We start from the raw sequence: 16,564 nt of genomic DNA, 5'->3' as shown, positions 1-16,564 counted from the left end.
ATTCGACGTGTTCCAACAAAAATACACGTCGCTACACTCTGCTCTATGCCGGAGCCTGGCCCCGGAACCCTACGGCAGGCTGCGGCCGCCCTGCTGATCCGCTGGGCGCAGCGGCTTCACGCTACCCCGGCCGGTGGCGGCATATCCGAGGCCGAGCTGCGAACCCTCATCACGGTGAATTCGGGCACCGGGCACGTGCGCGAGGTGATGGTGCCGCGCACGGAAGTGGTGTTCCTCGATGCCGCGCTCAATGTGGACGAAGCGCTCCAGGCGGTGCGCACGGCCCGGCACTCGCGGTTTCCGGTCATCGACGGCGACCCGGACGATGTGCTCGGCTTCGTGCACCTGCGGGACCTGACGCTGACCCCGGCGGGCGACCCGGCGGCCCCGCTGCGCGGCCTGACCCGGGAGGTGAAGCGGCTGCCGGCGAGCAAGCGGGTGCTGGCGGCGCTGTCCGAGATGCGGCGGGAGGGCCACCACCTCGCGGTGGTCGTGGACGAGTACGGCGGCACGGCCGGGATCGTCACGCTCGAGGACCTCATCGAGGAGCTCGTCGGGGAGATTCACGACGAGTACGACGCGCCGCCCGGTCCGCCCCGCGTGGACGAGGTGGACGGGCGGCTCAACCTGGCCGATCTCGCCGAGCGGATCGGGCTGACGCTGCCGACCGGGCCCTACGAGACGGTGGCCGGCTTCCTGATGGCCCGGCTCGGCAAGGTGCCGGCCGTGGGCGACCAGGTCCGCCACGACGGCTGGCACCTCCAGGTGAGCACCGTGGAGGGCCGCCGCGTGGCGAGGGTGAAGGTCAGCCGGCCTCGATGATCATGCCCGCGCCGACCGTGCGGTTGGTCTGCTCGTCGATGATGATGAAGCCGCCGGTGGTGCGGTTGCGGCGGTACTCGTCGGCCAGCAGCGGCACCGTCGTGCGCAGCTTCACGCGGCCGATCTCGTTGAGCCCCAGCTGCTGCGCCGACTCGTCCCGGTGCAGCGTGTTCACGTCCAGCCGGTACTGCAGCCCGCGCACCACCGCCCGCGCCGCGCGGGTCGTGTGCTTGATCGCGTATTTCCCGCCCACCGCCAGCGGCCGCGTCTCGTCCATCCAGCAGACCATCGCCTCGATGTCCTGGGCGACCTGCGGGGCGTTGTTCGGCCGGCAGATCAGGTCACCGCGGGCGATGTCGATCTCGTCGGCCAGGCGGATGGTGACGGACATCGGGGGGTACGCCTCGGCCAGCGGCCCGTCGGCGGTCTCGATGTGCGTGATCCGCGTGGTGAACCCGGACGGCAGCACCATGACCTCGTCGCCCGGCTTCAGCACGCCGGAGGCGACCTGGCCCGCGTAGCCGCGGTAGTCCGACACCGTGGTGGACTGCGGCCGGATCACGTACTGGACCGGGAACCGCACGTCGACGAGGTTGCGGTCGGAGGCGATGTGCACGTGCTCCAGGTGGTGCAGCAGGGAGGGCCCCTCGTACCACGGCATGTTCTCGCTGCGGCTGACCAGGTTGTCGCCGTGCAGGGCGGAGATCGGGATCACCGTCAGGTCGGGCGCTTCGAGCTTCGCGGCGAACGAGGTGAACTCGTCGGCGATGCGGTCGAAGACCTCCTGGCTGTAGTCGACCAGGTCCATCTTGTTCACGCACAGGACCAGGTGCGGCACCCGCAGCAGCGAGCACAGGAACGCGTGCCGGCGGGACTGCTCGACCAGGCCCTTGCGGGCATCGACCAGGATCAGCGCCAGGTCGGCGGTCGACGCGCCGGTGACCATGTTCCGGGTGTACTGGATGTGCCCCGGCGTGTCCGCGATGATGAACTTGCGCCGCGGGGTGGCGAAGTAGCGGTACGCCACGTCGATGGTGATGCCCTGCTCCCGCTCGGCCCGCAGACCGTCGGTGAGCAGCGCCAGGTTCGTGTACTCGTCGCCCCGCGAGCGCGAGGTCGCCTCGACCGCCTCGAGCTGGTCCTCGAAGATCGCCTTCGAGTCGTACAGCAGGCGTCCGATCAGCGTCGACTTGCCGTCGTCGACCGAGCCGGCGGTCGCGAAGCGCAGGAGGTCCATCTGCCGCTGCTGCGGCGTCTCCAGAACGGAGGTCATCTTAGAAGTACCCCTCACGCTTGCGGTCTTCCATCGCCGCCTCGCTCACCCGGTCGTCGCCGCGGGTCGCCCCGCGCTCGGTGATGCGGGTGGCCGCGACCTCGTCGATGACCTTGTCGATCGTGTCCGCGTCGCTGCGGACCGCGGCCGTGCAGGACGCGTCACCGACGGTGCGGTACCGGACCTGCTCGACGAACGGCGTCTCCCCCGCGCGCAGCGGCAGGAACTCGTTGATCGCGTACAGCATCCCGCCGCGGTCGACCACCTCGCGGTCGTGGGCGTAGTAGATGCTGGGCAGGTCGATGCCCTCGCGGGCGATGTAGTGCCAGACGTCCAGCTCGGTCCAGTTGGACAGCGGGAAGACCCGGATCGACTCCCCCGGCGCGATCCGGGCGTTGTACAGCGCCCACAGCTCGGGCCGCTGGTTGCGCGGGTCCCACTGGCCGAAGTCGTCGCGGAAGCTGAACACCCGCTCCTTGGCCCGGGCCTTCTCCTCGTCGCGGCGCGCGCCGCCGAAGAGGGAGTCGAAGCGGTACTTCTCCACCGCGTCGAGCAGCACCGGCGTCTGGATCCGGTTCCGCGTGCCGTCGGCCGCCTCCCGCACCGAGCCGGCGTCGATCGCCTCCTGCACGCTGGCCACGATCAGCTGCACGTTGAGCTCGGACACCCGCCGGTCCCGGTACTCGAGGACCTCCGGGAAGTTGTGCCCGGTGTCGACGTGCATGACGGGGAACGGAATGCGGGCGGGCGCGAACGCCTTCTCGGCCAGCCGCAGCATCACGATCGAGTCCTTGCCACCGGAGAACAGCAGCACCGGCCGCTCGAACTCGGCGACCACCTCGCGCATGATGAAGAGACTCTCGGCCTCGAGAGCATCCAGATGAGAGACCCGGTAGGGCGGCCGGCTCATTGTTCGGCGGAACCTTTCAGCTGTTGATCGCGGCCAGCAGTGACGGCGCCAATGCCTTCCGACACACCACCAGGTCAGGCAGGCGAGGGTCGGGCTGGTTGTATTCCAACGTAGTCCCGTCGATACGGGAAGCGTGCAGACCCGTGGCGAGAGCCACAGCGACCGGCGCGGCCGAGTCCCACTCGTACTGGCCGCCGGCGTGCACATAGGCATCAACGGCCCCGTCGATCACGGCGGCGATCTTCGCCCCCGCCGATCCCATCGGCACGAGCTCGATGGGAAGTTTCTCGGCCAGGTCGGCCAGCAGCGCCGGCGGCCGGGTGCGGCTGGCCGCCATCCGGATCGGCTCGCCCTGCACCCCGGGCATCGGCGGGAACGGCGGCGGGGTGTCGGTGCCGAGCACGCAGTGCTGCGCGGGCAGCGCGACCGCGCCGGCGACCAGACGCCCGGCGTAGAGCGCCACGTGGACGGCCCAGTCGGCCCGCCCCTCCTCGCCGAACTCGCGGGTGCCGTCCAGCGGGTCGACGATCCAGACCCGCTCGGCCGCGAGCCGGGCCGCACTGTCGGCGCCCTCCTCGGACAGGATCGCGTCGGCCGGGCGCCAGCGCGTCAGCTGCTCGACGATCAGTTCGTGGGAGAGCCGGTCGCCCGCCTTGCGCAGCGCCGCCGGGTCTCCGTAGCCCATCTCCTCGCGCAGCTTGAGCAGCATGTCGCCGGCCCGCTGGGCCAGCCAGCGCGCGAAGCCGCCGTCGGTGGCGGGTGGCAGATCGGTCATCAGTACGCTCCAGCCCCTCGGGTCACGGCGCTCAACGTCCGCAGCAGGATGACCAGGTCGAGCGAGAGCGACCAGTTCTCCACGTACTGCAGGTCGAGGCGGACCGCTTCGTCCCACGATAGGTCCGACCGGCCGGACACCTGCCACAGGCCGGTCATCCCGGGCCGCACGGCCAGCCGGCGCCGGGCGTCGTCCGGATACACGGCGACCTCCTCCGGCAGCGGCGGGCGCGGCCCGACCAGCGACATGCTGCCGCCGATGACGTTGAGCAGCTGCGGCAGCTCGTCGAGCGAAAACTTGCGGAGAAGCCGCCCGACGCGGGTGACCCGGGGGTCGTTGCGCAATTTGAACAGCGCGCCGTCGACTTCGTTGAGGTGCCGCAGCTCGGCCAGGCGCGCCTCGGCATCGATGTGCATCGTACGGAACTTGAAGATCACGAATTCGTGACCGTCCTTGCCCACTCTTACCTGTCGGAACAGTACCGGCCCGGTGGAGTCCACGCGAACCGCAAGCGACAGAACCGCCAGAAGGGGACTCGCGAGGACCAGCAGGGCAACCGCGCCGGCCCGATCGACGAGCGCCTTGACCAGTCGGCGGGCCCCGTTCAGGGTCGGGTGTTCGACGTGCAGCATCGGCAGGCCGTCCACCGGGCGGATCGTCGTGCGGCTGCCGGCCACGTCGATCAGGGTGCTGGCCACGATGAGGTCGATGTCGTCGCGCTCCAGGTGCCAGGCCAGCCGGCGCAGCGCGTGGCCGTCCAGCTCCGGGCAGGACAGCACCAGCACGGTGTCGGCCCGGGCCTTGCGCACCGCGCCCGCGATCTCGTCGAAGCGGCCCAGGATCGGCACGTCGGCGACCTCGCCGGCGGCGGGCAGGCAGGCGCCGACGACCTTCAGGCCGTGGTACCGCTCGCGCCGCAACTGCCGCGCCATGGCCTCCACGGCCAGCTCGTGGCCGACCACCACCACCCGGCGCATGCACGCGCCGCGCTGCTTGCGGGCCCGGTGCAGCAGCTTGCGCAGCAGGAACCGGGCGAGCAGGCAGCCGAAGGTGACCAGCGGCAGCGCGACGAAGAACCAGACGCGGGCGATGCGGATCTCGCTGGCGTAGGCGACGAAGACGGTGGCCGCGGTCAGCGCCAGGCCGGCCCGCAGCACGCGCTGGTACTCGTCGGTGCCGACGAAGAGGTACCGCTTCTCGTAGGCCCGGTTGGCCGCGAGGCTCGCCGTGAACGCGACCGGCAGCAGCAGCGAGAGCAGGACATAGCGGCTGTTGTACAGCGTCAGCCCATTCGAGGTGAGCGCGTTGGAGAACCGCGCCTCGAACGCCACCGCGCCGGCCATCAGCCCGATCACGAAGTCCAGGACGAGCAGGGTCCGCAGGTAGCGGCCCTCCCACGCCCACCGGGCCCGGTGCCGCGAGGTGCGGCCCTGCCCGGCGAACATGTCCGGCGCGGCGATGCGCACCGGGGTCCGGGTGAACGGGGTGGTGCCGCGGACGGCCTCCTCGACCTCGGCGGCCAGGGCCGGGTCGACCTCGGGGGCCGGCGCGGCGCCCGGCGCGGGGGCGGGTGAGACCGGCGCGGCGACGCGCGCGGTGCTCGGTTGCGTCTTGCGGACCGTGTTGCGCACCGGGCTGGGGCGGCGCCCGCGGGCCGGGGCGGCCGGGCGGCCGTACACCGGCGGGGGCGCGGGCTCCTCGGAGTGCTGCCGCGCGTTGGGCGCCCGCTCCTCGCGGCGCAGCCCGGCCGGGCGATCCTCACGGCGGAGGTGGGCCGGACGGTGGAACCCGTCCCGCGTTCGTCCGCTGTCGATCGCCACGCTGCCTCCTTCGGAAGGACCGTCTCCATCAAACGGTGCAACCTCGGGTACAACGTGCAACTCGGACATTCGTCACGCCGACGGGTAATCGAGACGGTTCCCGTCATATAGACGAAAGGGTCGTTTAGTCCGCGTGATAGCGGTTCTGCGCAGCTTCCAGGCCTTGATCGATTACCATTTCGACCACGTCGGCGGCCCGGTCGACGAAATAATCCAGCTCCTTGCGCTCCACGGCCGAGAAGTCGGACAGCACGAAGTCGGCGGGGGCCTGCCGGCCGGGCGGGCGCCCGATGCCGAAGCGGACCCGGATGTAGTCCTTGCCGCCCAGCGAGCTCGACATCGAGCGCAGGCCGTTGTGGCCGCCCTCGCCGCCGCCCTGCTTGACGCGCACCTGGGTCCACGCGATGTCGAGCTCGTCGTGGACGGCGATCACCCGCTCGCGCGGCACCTTGTAGAACTGGGCCAGCCCGGCCACCGGGCCGCCCGAAAGGTTCATGAAGGTCAGCGGCTTCACCAGGACCAGGCGCGGCCCGCCGACGCGCAGCCGGCCCTCGGCCACCTCGGCCACGACCCGGCGGTGCCGGCCGAAGCGCAGCCCGGCCCGCCCGGCGAGCAGGTCGGCCACCATGAAGCCGACGTTGTGCCGGTGGCGGGCGTACTCGGGGCCGGGATTGCCCAGGCCCACGACCAGCCAGGGTGCGTCGTCGGGCACCGGATGTCCTCCTCACACAGCAAAGTCGCGGCCGCCCGAGGGCGACCGCGACTGCTTCAGGCTGTTGCGGTGATCAGGCCTCGGCCGCCGCGGGCGCCGGCTCCTCGGCCGGGGCCTCCTCGGCGGTCTCGGACTCGATGACCTGCTCCTGCGCGGCCGAGACGATCGCGATGACGTACTCCGGGTCGGCGGCGAGCTCGACGCCGGCCGGGAGCTTGACGTCGGCTGCCTTGACCTGGCTGCCGGCCTCGAGGCCCTCGATCGAGGCCTCAAGGTGCTCGGGCAGCTTGGTCGCGTCGGCCAGCACCGCGAGCGTGTTGCTCTCGGTCATGACCAGGGTGTCGCGGGCCGCGTCGCCGACGAGCTGGACGGGGATCTCGACGGTGACCTTCTCGCCGCGGCGGACCACGAGCAGGTCCACGTGGTCGAAGGTGTCCTTGATCGGGTCGCGCTGGATCGCCTTGGGCAGGGCCAGGGCGGCGCTGCCGTCGGAGATCTCGATGTTGAAGACCTGGGTCATGCCGCCGTGGCGAATGGCCGCGGCGAACTCACGGGCGGGAAGGGCGATGTGACGGGGCGCCTCGCCGTGGCCGTACAGCACGGCTGGCACCTTGCCGGCCCGGCGCGTGCGGCGGGCACCACCCTTGCCGAACTCCGTACGGGGCTCGGCGCTGATCTTTACCTCGGACACGACAGAACTCCTGATGCGGTTGTGCGGCGGGCACCGGCCTGCGCGACCGGTAAACAGTTGTCTAGGTGGTGCGGCGCTCGGGCGAGGAGTGCTTGGGGCACGGGCCCTGAGCACCGCGTCGATCACGGAGCCCGCTTGGCCGCTGTGCCGGTCCCTGGGTGGCGGCCGGGGTTCAGATCCACCCGGCAGTCACACAGCGACCGCAACGCCCGGCCCGTAAGGAGCACCCTCGCCGTGGCAACCTGAATAGCTTACCCGAGCCCGGCGGCGGCTCATACGGGGGCGGTGGGGGGACAGTGTCCCCCTCCGGGTGACCCGCGTTTGAATCAGGACAAGCCACCAAAAAGCGTCGTCACGGAGCCGTCATCGAAGACCTCGCGGATCGCCCGGGCGAGGAGCGGGGCGATGGAAAGCTGGGTGATCTTCTCGACCTTGCGGTCCGGCGGGAGCGGCAGCGTGTTCGTCACCACAACCTCGCTGATCTTGCTCGCATCGAGCCGCGAGCATGCCGGGTCGGACAGCACCGGGTGGGTGGCGGCGACCACGACCTCGGCCGCGCCCTCGTTGAAGAGGATGTCGGCCGCGCTGACGATGGTGCCGCCGGTGTCGATCATGTCGTCGACGATCAGGCAGACCCGGCCCTCGACCTCGCCGACCACGCGGTTGGCCACGACCTCGTTGGGCTTCATCGGGTCGCGGGTCTTGTGGATGAAGGCGAGCGGGCAGCCGCCGAGCCGGTCGGTCCACCGCTCGGCCACCCGCACCCGGCCGGAGTCCGGGGCGACGACCGTGATCGGCCGGCCCGCGTACTTGGCCTCGATGTGGTCGGCCAGCGTGTTCATGGCGAACAGGTGGTCCACCGGGCCGTCGAAGAAGCCCTGGATCTGCGCGGTGTGCAGGTCCACGGTGAGGATCCGGTTGGCGCCCGCGGTCTTGAGCAGGTCGGCGATCAGCCGGGCCGAGATCGGCTCGCGGCCGCGGTGCTTCTTGTCCTGTCGCGCGTACGGGTAGAAGGGCAACACGACCGTGGTGCGCTTGGCCGAACCGCGCTTGAGCGCGTCCACCATGATCAGGGTTTCCATCAGCCAGTCGTTGATCGGCGAGACCATCGACTGCACGACGAACGCATCGGAACCGCGGACCGACTCGCGGTACCGGATGAAAATCTCACCGCTGGCGAAGTCGTAGGCGTCCATCGGGGTCGGGTCGACCCCCAGCACGGCGCCGATCTCCTCGGCCAGCGCGGGAAACCCCCGGCCGGAGAAGAGCATGAGGTTCTTGCGGTTCTCCGAACTGATGCTGGCCATTGGGGTCGCCCGCTCCCGATCTCGTGGTTGCGCTCATTGTTCGTCGGGGCGACCCGTTTCAGCCACCTCACCGGCCCCCACGTGGTCTTCTTCACGTGCCCGGGCGGCTCGGGCCGCCTCGGCCGCCGCCGTGCCCGCCCGCTTGCGCTCCACCCAGCCCTCGACGTTGCGCTGCTGACCTCGGGAGACGCCGAGCGCGCCGGCCGGGACGTCCTTGATGATGACGCTGCCGGCGGCGGTGTAGGCACCGTCACCAACCGTCACGGGCGCCACGAACATGTTGTCGGCGCCGGTGCGGGCGTGCGCGCCGATCACCGAGCGGTGCTTGTTGACCCCGTCGTAGTTGACGAAGACCGAGGCCGCCCCGATGTTGGTGTGCTCGCCGATGGTGGCGTCGCCGACGTAGGACAGGTGCGGCACCTTGGCGCCCTCGCCCAGGCTGGCCGCCTTGGTCTCGACGAACGTGCCGACCTTCGACTTGCGGCCCAGCTCCGTGCCGGGGCGCAGGTAGGCGAACGGCCCGACCGACGCCTGCGGCCCGACGTGCGCGCCGACGGCGTGCGTGCGCACCACCGAGGCCCCGGCGTCGACCACGGTGTCGATGAGCGAGCTGTCCGGGCCGACCACGGCGCCCTCGCCGATGCTGGTCGCCCCGCGCAGGTGGGTGTTGGGCTCGACCAGCGCGTCGCGCTCGAGCGTCACGGTCACGTCGATCCAGGTGGTGGCCGGGTCGACGATCGCCACGCCGGCGCGCATCCACTCGACGTTGATCCGGTCGCGCATGAGTGCGCGCAGCCCGGCCAGCTCGGCCCGGTCGTTGGCGCCGAGGGTCTCGGTCGCGTCCGGGGCCCGGTGCGCCACGATCGGGGCGCCGGCCGCGGCCAGCAGCGCGATGACGTCGGTGAGGTACTCCTCGCCCTGATCGTTGTTCGTGGAGAGCTTGCCGAGCATCTCCCGCAGCGCGCTCGCCTCGAAGACGTACGCCCCCGAGTTGATCTCCCGGATCGCCCGCTGCTCCGCCGTGGCGTCGCGCTCCTCCACGATGGCCGCGAACTCCCCGCCCCGGTTGCGCACGATGCGCCCGAGCCCGGTGGGGTTGTCCACCTCGGCGGTCAGCACGGTGGCCGACGCCTTGGTGTTCTCGTGGGTGTGCACGAGCGCGGCCAGGGTATCGGCGCGCAGCAGCGGGATGTCGCCGTTGAGCACGACCACGGTGCCGGTCAGCTCGGGGGCGGCGTCCAGGGCGATCCGCACGGCGTGGCCGGTGCCGCGCCGCTCCTCCTGGGTGACCGGCCGGGCCTCCGGCGCCACCTGGGCGAGGTGCTCGCGGACCTGCTCGCCGCCGTGACCCACCACGACCGTGACGGTGCCGCTGTCCAGGAAGGGCTCGGCCGCGGCCAGCACGTGCCCGAGCAGCGTTCGCCCGAGCAGGGGGTGCAGGACTTTTGGGGTCGCGGACTTCATCCGCTTGCCTTCGCCGGCGGCCAGGATGATCACGTTTCTCACGGAGCGCTCCTCGACGGTGTCGGTGCGCCTCATCGTAGTCAGGTGGCTGGGGTGCCTGGATTCGAACCAGGACTGCAAGGCTCCAAAGGCCTGCGGGCTGCCGTTACCCCACACCCCACCGCCGTTGCCCGTGAGCCTAACTTGCGCGTCGATCCCTTTTGCCCCAGGGGCGCCCGGTCCGGCGGCTGACGAAGTTCAGCCATTCGAGTCGGCCGGCCGGCCGACGAAGATCACAATGGAGCTTCCGGCCGCCACCTTGACACAGCCTCCATATGGCCAACCTACGCATCCGTAAGTTACGGTGACGTAGGCGTAGCCCGAGACCCCTTTGAGAGGTGCCATGTCCGTATCGGTCCTTGACCCCACGTCCACCGACGGCCCCGGCAAGGGACCGAAGCCGCTGACCGAGGGCAAGCAGAGTCCGGGGATCGTCGTCGCGCTGTGGGGCTTCGTGATCCTGCCGTTCGTCGGGCTGATCGCCGCCGTCCCCATCGCCTGGGGCTGGGGCCTGAGCTGGCTCGACGTCGCCATCGGGACCGTCTTCTACGTCATCGGGGGCCTGGGCATCGGGACCGGTTTCCACCGGTACCTCACCCACGGGTCGTTCAAGGCGAACCGCGGCCTGAAGATCGCGCTGACCATCGCCGGCAGCACCGCCATCGAGGGCAACCCCACCCAGTGGGTCGCCGACCACCGCCGCCACCACGCGTTCTCCGACCGCGAGGGCGACCCGCACTCGCCGTGGCGCTTCGGCGAGAGCTTCGGCGGCCTGGTCAAGGGCCTCTTCTACGCCCACGTGGGCTGGCTGTTCTTCCGCGAGCTGTCCAACCGTGAGCGCTTCGCCCCCGACCTGATGGCCGACAAGGACATCCAGCGCATCGACAAGGCGTTCCCGCTCATCGTCACCCTCTCGGCGACCCTGCCCGCGATCATCGCCGGCCTGGTCACCTGGTCGTGGCAGGGCGCGCTGTCGGCGTTCTTCTGGGCCGGCCTGGTCCGCATCGGGCTGCTGCACCACGTCACCTGGTCGATCAACTCGATCTGCCACGTGTACGGCGAGCGCCCCTTCGAGACCCGCGACGGCGACAAGGCCAGCAACTTCTGGCCGCTGGCGATCCTGTCCTTCGGCGAGAGCTGGCACAACCTGCACCACGCCGACCCGACCTGCGCCCGCCACGGCGTGGACAAGGGCCAGATCGACATCAACGCGCGGCTGATCTGGATCTTCGAGAAGCTGGGCTGGGCGACCAACGTCCGCTGGCCCAAGCGCGACCGGCTGGACGCCAAGCGGGTGGCTGCTGGCACGATGCACGGGTGACCGAGCGCCCGGAGGACCTCGACCAGCCGCGGCCGCCCGTGCCGCCGCCAGTGCCACCGCCCCTCGCCCCGACCAAGGGCCGGGTCCGGATGTCCTCCACCCAGCGCCGTGAGCAGCTGATCTCCATCGGCCGGGCGCTGTTCGCCGAGCGCGGCTTCGACGCCACCTCCATCGAGGAGGTGGCGTCGCGGGCGAAGGTCTCCAAACCGGTGGTGTACGAGCACTTCGGCGGCAAGGAAGGCCTGTACGCGGTGGTCGTGGACCGCGAGGTCCGCTCGCTGCTCGACCGGATCACCAACGCGCTCACCGCGGGTCACCCGCACGAGCTGCTCGAGCAGGCCGCGCTGGCCCTGCTGGACTACATCGAGCACGAGACCGACGGCTTCCGGGTCCTGGTCCGCGAGTCCCCGGTGATGTCCCCGACCGGCAACTTCATGAGCGTCCTCAACGACGTCGCCCACCAGGCCGAACACATCCTCGGCGCGGAGTTCAAGCGGCGCGGGTTCGACCCCAAGCTCGCCGAGCTCTACTCCCAGGCCCTGGTCGGCATGGTGGCGCTCACCGGCCGCTGGTGGCTGGAGGTGCGCAAGCCCAAGAAGGAAGTGGTGGCCGCGCACCTGGTCAACCTGGCCTGGAACGGCCTGTCCAACATGGAGGGCAAGCCCGGGCTGGTCACCCGCCAGGCGAAATGAAGAACGGGCTCAGGTACGCCACGGCGTGCCCGGCCGACCGATAGCCGGGCAGCCGCTCGGCTCGCGGGTCGGCCGGGCGGGCCGGATCGGTCACCCGCAGCACGACCCACTCGCCATCCTCCAGCGGCGTGCTGAAATACAGCGTTCCGGCCGCCACCGCGAAGTCGAACTCGGCCACCACGGCCGGCACCGGTTCGCCCCGCTGCAGCACCTGCAGGCGCAGCGGATGCCCCAGCCATTCGACCGGCGCCGCAAAATCCAGAGCAAAGACCGAAGTGCCGCTCTTGTACTGCACGTGCCCACCCATCGGCACGCCGTTGAGCCGGGCATCGACGCGCAGGCCGCGCTCGCGGGTCGCGAACATCCGCCGCCGCAGCATCGCCGTCCGCACGCCCTCGCGGGTGCGACTGGGCGCCCAGAGACCGGTACGGCCGAGTCCCTCGTGGAATCCCCAGCCCTCGCGGTGCTCGTCGGTCACCCCGGCCAGCCCGACCCGCCAGCCCGCGTCGAGGCAGGCCACCAGGGGGGACACCGCCCCGTCGACGCCCTCGAACAGGTAGTCCTCGTCGCGGTTGAACATCTCCAGCGAGACGAGCCGGTCGGCGAGGCGGTGGTCGTACCGGAAAAGCCCGAACCGGCCGGGTTCACGTCCCGGGTGGTTGAAGCCGACGAGTTCGTCGCCGGCCGCGAGCCATTCGTGGAAGACGGGCATCGCCGCGTCGGTGACCAGCGGCTCGACCCAGCGGTCGCCGCCCCACACGTTCATGTGCCCGAGCGTGATACTGGACCATTCGAAGCCGCGCAGCGCCACGAAGGCGCCGGGCTCGTCGGCGGCGTCGGCCAGCTTGCCGAGCCGGCGCCAGCCCTCGTCGTCGATGGTCTTGTCGGGCTCGGTGCGGCCGTACGCGTGGTCGGTCAGGGCCGCGACGTCCAGGCCCGCCGCCCGCATCGAGGCGAACGCGTCCTCGGGCCGGCCGAGACCGTCCGAGAACCGCGTGTGGTTGTGCAGGTCCGCGTGGAGCAGCAGCTCGCGCCGGCCGGTCGGCTCGCCCTCACCCGGGGTGATGAGCAGCGCGTCCGTCATGCCCCCAGCCCAGCACCGCCGGGGCACGGGGGCATGTGATCGGCGCGAACTCCGGAAGAACTCAGGCGGCGACGCGGGCGCTGTGCCGGTGGGTCTCCTCGGCCGAGGCCGCGTTGGCCGAGCCGACGCGGTCGTAGAGGCTCGCGACGCCCATGATGCCGCCCAGGATGAACGTGACGATCACGTTGACCATGGAGAAGGCGAAGATGTTCGCCTCGGTCTGCATCAGGGCCAGCGAGGCCATCCCGACCACGGTCAGGATCACGCCGGCCAGCTGGTTGATCTGGTGGGCGAGGTTGCGCCCGATGATGTTGGCGCCGAGGACGACCACGCCCGCGACGATGGAGAGCAGGGAGAACGCCGGGTTCGTCCGCAGGCCGAGGACCCACTCGGCCTCGTCACGGGTGAAGAAGTCGGCGCCGGAGGTCTCGATGAAGCCCGCCACGCCGAAGACCAGCATGTAGAGGCCCGCCAGTGCGCTGAGCACCCGGTACAGCGGGCGAAGCGGGTGGTTGATCGGGAAGTGTGCGGCCATGGGCCAATCCTAAGATGACCTCACCCGGCCAGCTCGGCCAGGGCGAGCCATTGCTCCTCGAAATCGGCTTTTTCCTGCTGTACCGCCCGCAACTGGGCGTCCAGCTCGGTGATCTTCGAGTAGTCGGTGGCGTGCTCGGCCAGCTGGGCGTGCAACTGGGCCTCCTTCTGCGTCAGCTTGTCGATGCTGCGCTCGAGCTTGGCCAGCTCCTTCTTCGCCGCCTTCTGGTCCTTCTCGTTCGCCCGCAGGTCCGGCGCCCGCTCGGCGGCCGCCGGCTGGGGCTTGGCGTCCCGGAAGCCGGCCGAGTCCGTGACGTGGGCCAGGTACTCGTCCACACCGCCGGGCAGGTGCCGCAGCCGGCCGTCGCCGTGCATGCCGAAGACCACGTCGGCCACCCGTTCGACCAGGTAGCGGTCGTGACTGGCCACGATCAGCGTGCCCGGCCAGGTGTCGAGCAGGTCCTCGAGCGCGGCGAGGGTGTCGATGTCCAGGTCGTTGGTCGGCTCGTCGAGCAGCAGCACGTTGGGCTCGGTGGCCAGCAGCCGCAGCAGCTGCAACCGGCGCCGCTCACCGCCGGAGAGGTCGCCGACCGGGGTCCAGACCCGGGCCCCGGTGAAGCCGAAGACCTCGGCCAGCTGGCCCGCGGTGAGCTCCCGGTCGCCCAGCTTGACCCGCTTGGCGACCTCCTCGACCGCCTCCAGCAGCCGCAGGTCGTTGGGCAGCTCGTGCAGCTCCTGGGACAGGAACGCCGGGCGGACCGTGGTGCCGCGCAGGATCTGGCCGCCGTCGGGCTCGCGCAGCCCCGCCAGCACCCGCAGCAGCGTGGTCTTGCCAGCGCCGTTGGCCCCGAGCACGGCGATGCGGTCGCCGGGGCCGACGATCCAGTCCGTCGGGTCGAGCAGGGTCCGCTCCCCCGCGCGCAACTGCACACCCCGCAGCTCGTACACCTGCTTGCCCAACCGGGTCACCGCGAGGCGCTGCAGGGAGACGGAGTCGCGGGCGGCCGGGACGTCGGCGATGAGCGCGTTGGCCGCGTCGATGCGGAACTTCGGCTTGCTGGTGCGGGCCGGCGGTCCCCGGCGCAGCCAGGCGATCTCCTTGCGCAGCAGGTTCTGCCGGCGGGCCTCGGTCTCGGCGGCCACCCGCTCCCGCTCGGCCCGGGCCAGCGTCCAGGCCGCGTAGCCGCCCTCGTAGGCGCGCACGGTCGCGTCGGCAACCTCCCACGTGGCCGTGCAGACCGCGTCGAGGAACCAGCGGTCGTGGGTGACGACGATGAGCGCGCCGCGGCGCTGCAGCAGGTGCCGGGCCAGCCAGGCGATGCCGGCCACGTCGAGGTGGTTGGTGGGCTCGTCGAGGATGAGCAGGTCGGCCGGGCGCACCAGCAGCGCGGCCAGGGCCACCCGGCGCCGCTCGCCGCCGGACATCGGCCCGACGGGCGCGTCCAGACCCAGGTGCGGCATGCCCAGCCCGTTGAGCACCGTACGCACCCCGGCATCCCCGGCCCACTCGTGCTCGGCCGCGAACCCGGCGGGCAGCCAGGCGGTACCGATGATCACGTCCCGGACGGTCGCCTCCGGCGGCAGGTTCAGCGTCTGCGGCAGGGCGGCCACGCGCAGGTCGCGGCGGTGGGTGACGCGGCCCTCGTCGGGCTCCTCGGCCTTGGTGAGCATCCGCAGCAGGGTCGTCTTGCCGGCCCCGTTGAGCCCGACGATGCCGATGCGGTCGCTGTCGTCGATGCCGAGGGAGACCTCGTCGAAGATGCGCCCGGCCGGGTACGTCTTGGAAACCTTGTCGAGACTGACGATGTTGGCCATGCCTACGCTTTTCCTACGCTCTCAGAGCACTCGGGCGCCGCGAACCGGACCCCGCGGTGGTCGTTCCCGGCCGGACTGGCGACATTCGCCATCACGGCACCCGGCCGCCGCGAACCGGACCCACCGCGGTCGTTTCCGCGGCCGTCGTTATCGGCCGGACCGACGACATCCGCCATCACAGCATTCAGCCGCCGCGAACCGGACCCGCGGCAGTCGTTCCCGGCCGGGCTGACCGGGCGCCGCGAGCCGGACCCGCGGTGGTCGTTTCCGGCCGGACTGGCGGCGTTCGTCATCACAGCACTCGGGCGCCGGGGACGGGGCCGACGGCGGTCTTCACGTCCCGGCAGCACTTGCGCCCTTCGAGGTCGGCCGCGAGCAGGGCCGCGTGCCGGGCGTCCTCGGCCAGGAACACGCAGGTCGGGCCGGAGCCGGAGACGAGGCCGGCCAGCGCACCGGCGTCGAGGCCGGCGTCCAGGACCGCGCGCAGCTCCGGGCGCAGGTGCAGCGCCGCGGCCTGCAGGTCGTTGGCGAGCCGGTCGGCCAGCACCTCGGGATCGCGTTGGCGGAGCGCGGCGAGCAGTTCGTCGGGCGGTCCGGCGCTGCTGTGGCCGCCGAGTTCGTCGAACGTGCGGTACACCGTGGGGGTGGAAAGCCCTTCGTCGGCCACGGCCAGCACCCAGTGCCACGCGTGCCCGCCGGTGAGCACCGGGCTGACCAGCTCCCCCCGGCCGGTGCCCAGCGCGGTGCCGCCCAGCACCAGGAACGGAATGTCCGAACCGAGCGTGGCGGCGATGGCGGCCAGGTCGTCGCGGGACATGCCGGTGCCCCACAGGTGGTCACAGGCCACGAGCGCACCGGCGGCGTCGGCGCTGCCACCGGCCAGCCCGGCCGCGATCGGGATCTGCTTCTTCAGGTGCAGCCGGGCGTGCGCGTCGTGGCCGGTCTCCGCGGCCAGCGCCCGCACCGCCCGCATGACGAGGTTGTCCTCGCCGAGGGAGAGCTCGCCGGTGCCCTCGCCCTCCATGGTCAACGTCAGCGTGTCGCCGCGGCGCGCCGTGATCTCGTCGTAGAGCCCGATCGCGTGGTACACCGTGGTCAACTCATGAAACCCGTCCGGCCGCACCGGCCCGACGTGCAGATGGAGGTTGATCTTCGCGGGCACGCGGACCCGGACCGGTCCGTGCGCGGCCAGGCGCGGCCGGTCGAACTCCTCGTCCTCGGAGAAGAGCGGCTCGGTCACTGCTGCACCCTACCCGGCAGCCGCCCCGCCCCGGCGTTGGACCGCCGCCCGCCTCCCGCGGCGCG

General features: G+C 71.3%; 15 protein-coding genes and 1 tRNA gene. 3 read left to right on the top strand and 13 right to left on the bottom strand.

The genetic code is table 11. The features are described 5' to 3' along the window. The first annotated feature begins 45 nt into the window (after nt 1–45). Entirely contained in the window at nt 46–822 is a 777-nt protein-coding gene (locus ACQP00_RS04200; RefSeq protein ID WP_433214566.1) for a hemolysin family protein, read from the top strand. On the opposite strand, the gene cysN is transcribed toward ACQP00_RS04200, so the two are convergent. From cysN to ACQP00_RS04155, 9 genes are all read right to left on the bottom strand, one after another. Then, on the bottom strand, nt 806–2,095 hold the full coding sequence (cysN, locus tag ACQP00_RS04195; RefSeq protein WP_433214563.1) for a sulfate adenylyltransferase subunit CysN: 1,290 nt from the start codon (nt 2,093–2,095) through the stop codon (nt 806–808). The two genes, ACQP00_RS04200 and cysN, sit on opposite strands and share 17 nt — an antisense overlap. A 1-nt stretch (nt 2,096) precedes the next feature. Then, complete coding sequence (cysD, locus tag ACQP00_RS04190; protein ID WP_433214560.1) at nt 2,097–3,005, bottom strand: sulfate adenylyltransferase subunit CysD; 909 nt, start codon at nt 3,003–3,005, stop codon at nt 2,097–2,099. A 16-nt stretch (nt 3,006–3,021) separates the two neighbouring features. Continuing rightward, a complete protein-coding gene (locus tag ACQP00_RS04185; protein WP_433214557.1) occupies nt 3,022–3,780 on the bottom strand; it encodes a 3'(2'),5'-bisphosphate nucleotidase CysQ in 759 nt (252 codons plus the stop codon). After that, complete coding sequence (locus ACQP00_RS04180) at nt 3,780–5,600, bottom strand: sugar transferase (protein WP_433214554.1); 1,821 nt, start codon at nt 5,598–5,600, stop codon at nt 3,780–3,782. Before ACQP00_RS04180 ends, ACQP00_RS04185 begins: the two co-directional genes overlap by 1 nt. A 124-nt stretch (nt 5,601–5,724) precedes the next feature. Next, nucleotides 5,725–6,312, bottom strand: coding sequence for an aminoacyl-tRNA hydrolase (gene pth, locus ACQP00_RS04175; protein WP_433214551.1), 588 nt, complete (start codon nt 6,310–6,312; stop codon nt 5,725–5,727). Between the two features lie 73 nt (nt 6,313–6,385). Next, the gene (locus ACQP00_RS04170) at nt 6,386–7,003 is read right to left on the bottom strand and encodes a 50S ribosomal protein L25/general stress protein Ctc (protein WP_433214548.1); all 618 of its coding nucleotides are present in this window, start codon (nt 7,001–7,003) and stop codon (nt 6,386–6,388) included. Nucleotides 7,004–7,329: 326 nt separating this feature from the next. After that, nucleotides 7,330–8,310 (bottom strand): ribose-phosphate diphosphokinase, encoded by a 981-nt coding sequence (locus tag ACQP00_RS04165; RefSeq protein ID WP_433056327.1) that lies wholly within the window; start codon nt 8,308–8,310, stop codon nt 7,330–7,332. 33 nt (nt 8,311–8,343) lie between these two features. After that, nucleotides 8,344–9,849, bottom strand: coding sequence for a bifunctional UDP-N-acetylglucosamine diphosphorylase/glucosamine-1-phosphate N-acetyltransferase GlmU (glmU, locus tag ACQP00_RS04160; RefSeq protein ID WP_433214545.1), 1,506 nt, complete (start codon nt 9,847–9,849; stop codon nt 8,344–8,346). Nucleotides 9,850–9,859: 10 nt separating this feature from the next. Then, nucleotides 9,860–9,934 (bottom strand) — tRNA-Gln (locus tag ACQP00_RS04155). Between the two features lie 222 nt (nt 9,935–10,156). Here ACQP00_RS04155 and ACQP00_RS04150 point away from each other — a divergent pair. Both ACQP00_RS04150 and ACQP00_RS04145 read left to right on the top strand, forming a co-directional pair. Next, nucleotides 10,157–11,134 carry an acyl-CoA desaturase gene (locus tag ACQP00_RS04150; protein ID WP_433214542.1) on the top strand — a complete coding sequence of 326 codons (978 nt, stop codon included), beginning with the start codon at nt 10,157–10,159 and terminating at the stop codon, nt 11,132–11,134. Between the two features lie 89 nt (nt 11,135–11,223). Continuing rightward, nucleotides 11,224–11,826: a TetR family transcriptional regulator gene (locus ACQP00_RS04145; RefSeq protein WP_433066224.1), complete on the top strand. Its 603-nt coding sequence runs from the start codon at nt 11,224–11,226 to the stop codon at nt 11,824–11,826. Here the strand turns inward: ACQP00_RS04145 and ACQP00_RS04140 are convergent. The 4 genes from ACQP00_RS04140 to ACQP00_RS04125 form a co-directional block, all read right to left on the bottom strand. Continuing rightward, nucleotides 11,807–12,910 carry a CehA/McbA family metallohydrolase gene (locus ACQP00_RS04140; RefSeq protein WP_433214539.1) on the bottom strand — a complete coding sequence of 368 codons (1,104 nt, stop codon included), beginning with the start codon at nt 12,908–12,910 and terminating at the stop codon, nt 11,807–11,809. The two genes, ACQP00_RS04145 and ACQP00_RS04140, sit on opposite strands and share 20 nt — an antisense overlap. Before the next feature lie 61 nt (nt 12,911–12,971). Continuing rightward, nucleotides 12,972–13,445 carry a DUF4383 domain-containing protein gene (locus ACQP00_RS04135; protein WP_433214536.1) on the bottom strand — a complete coding sequence of 158 codons (474 nt, stop codon included), beginning with the start codon at nt 13,443–13,445 and terminating at the stop codon, nt 12,972–12,974. Between the two features lie 20 nt (nt 13,446–13,465). Beyond that, nucleotides 13,466–15,259, bottom strand: coding sequence for an ABC-F family ATP-binding cassette domain-containing protein (locus tag ACQP00_RS04130; RefSeq protein WP_433214534.1), 1,794 nt, complete (start codon nt 15,257–15,259; stop codon nt 13,466–13,468). Between the two features lie 292 nt (nt 15,260–15,551). After that, entirely contained in the window at nt 15,552–16,499 is a 948-nt protein-coding gene (locus ACQP00_RS04125; RefSeq protein WP_433214531.1) for a 4-(cytidine 5'-diphospho)-2-C-methyl-D-erythritol kinase, read from the bottom strand. Nucleotides 16,500–16,564: the final 65 nt, after the last annotated feature.

The sequence above is a fragment of the Dactylosporangium sp. CS-047395 genome, from assembly GCF_050942185.1.
In the GTDB taxonomy this organism is placed as follows: domain Bacteria; phylum Actinomycetota; class Actinomycetes; order Mycobacteriales; family Micromonosporaceae; genus Dactylosporangium.
The sequence above is the reverse complement of the archived record's forward strand: the minus strand, read 5'-3'. Positions and strand labels throughout refer to the sequence as shown.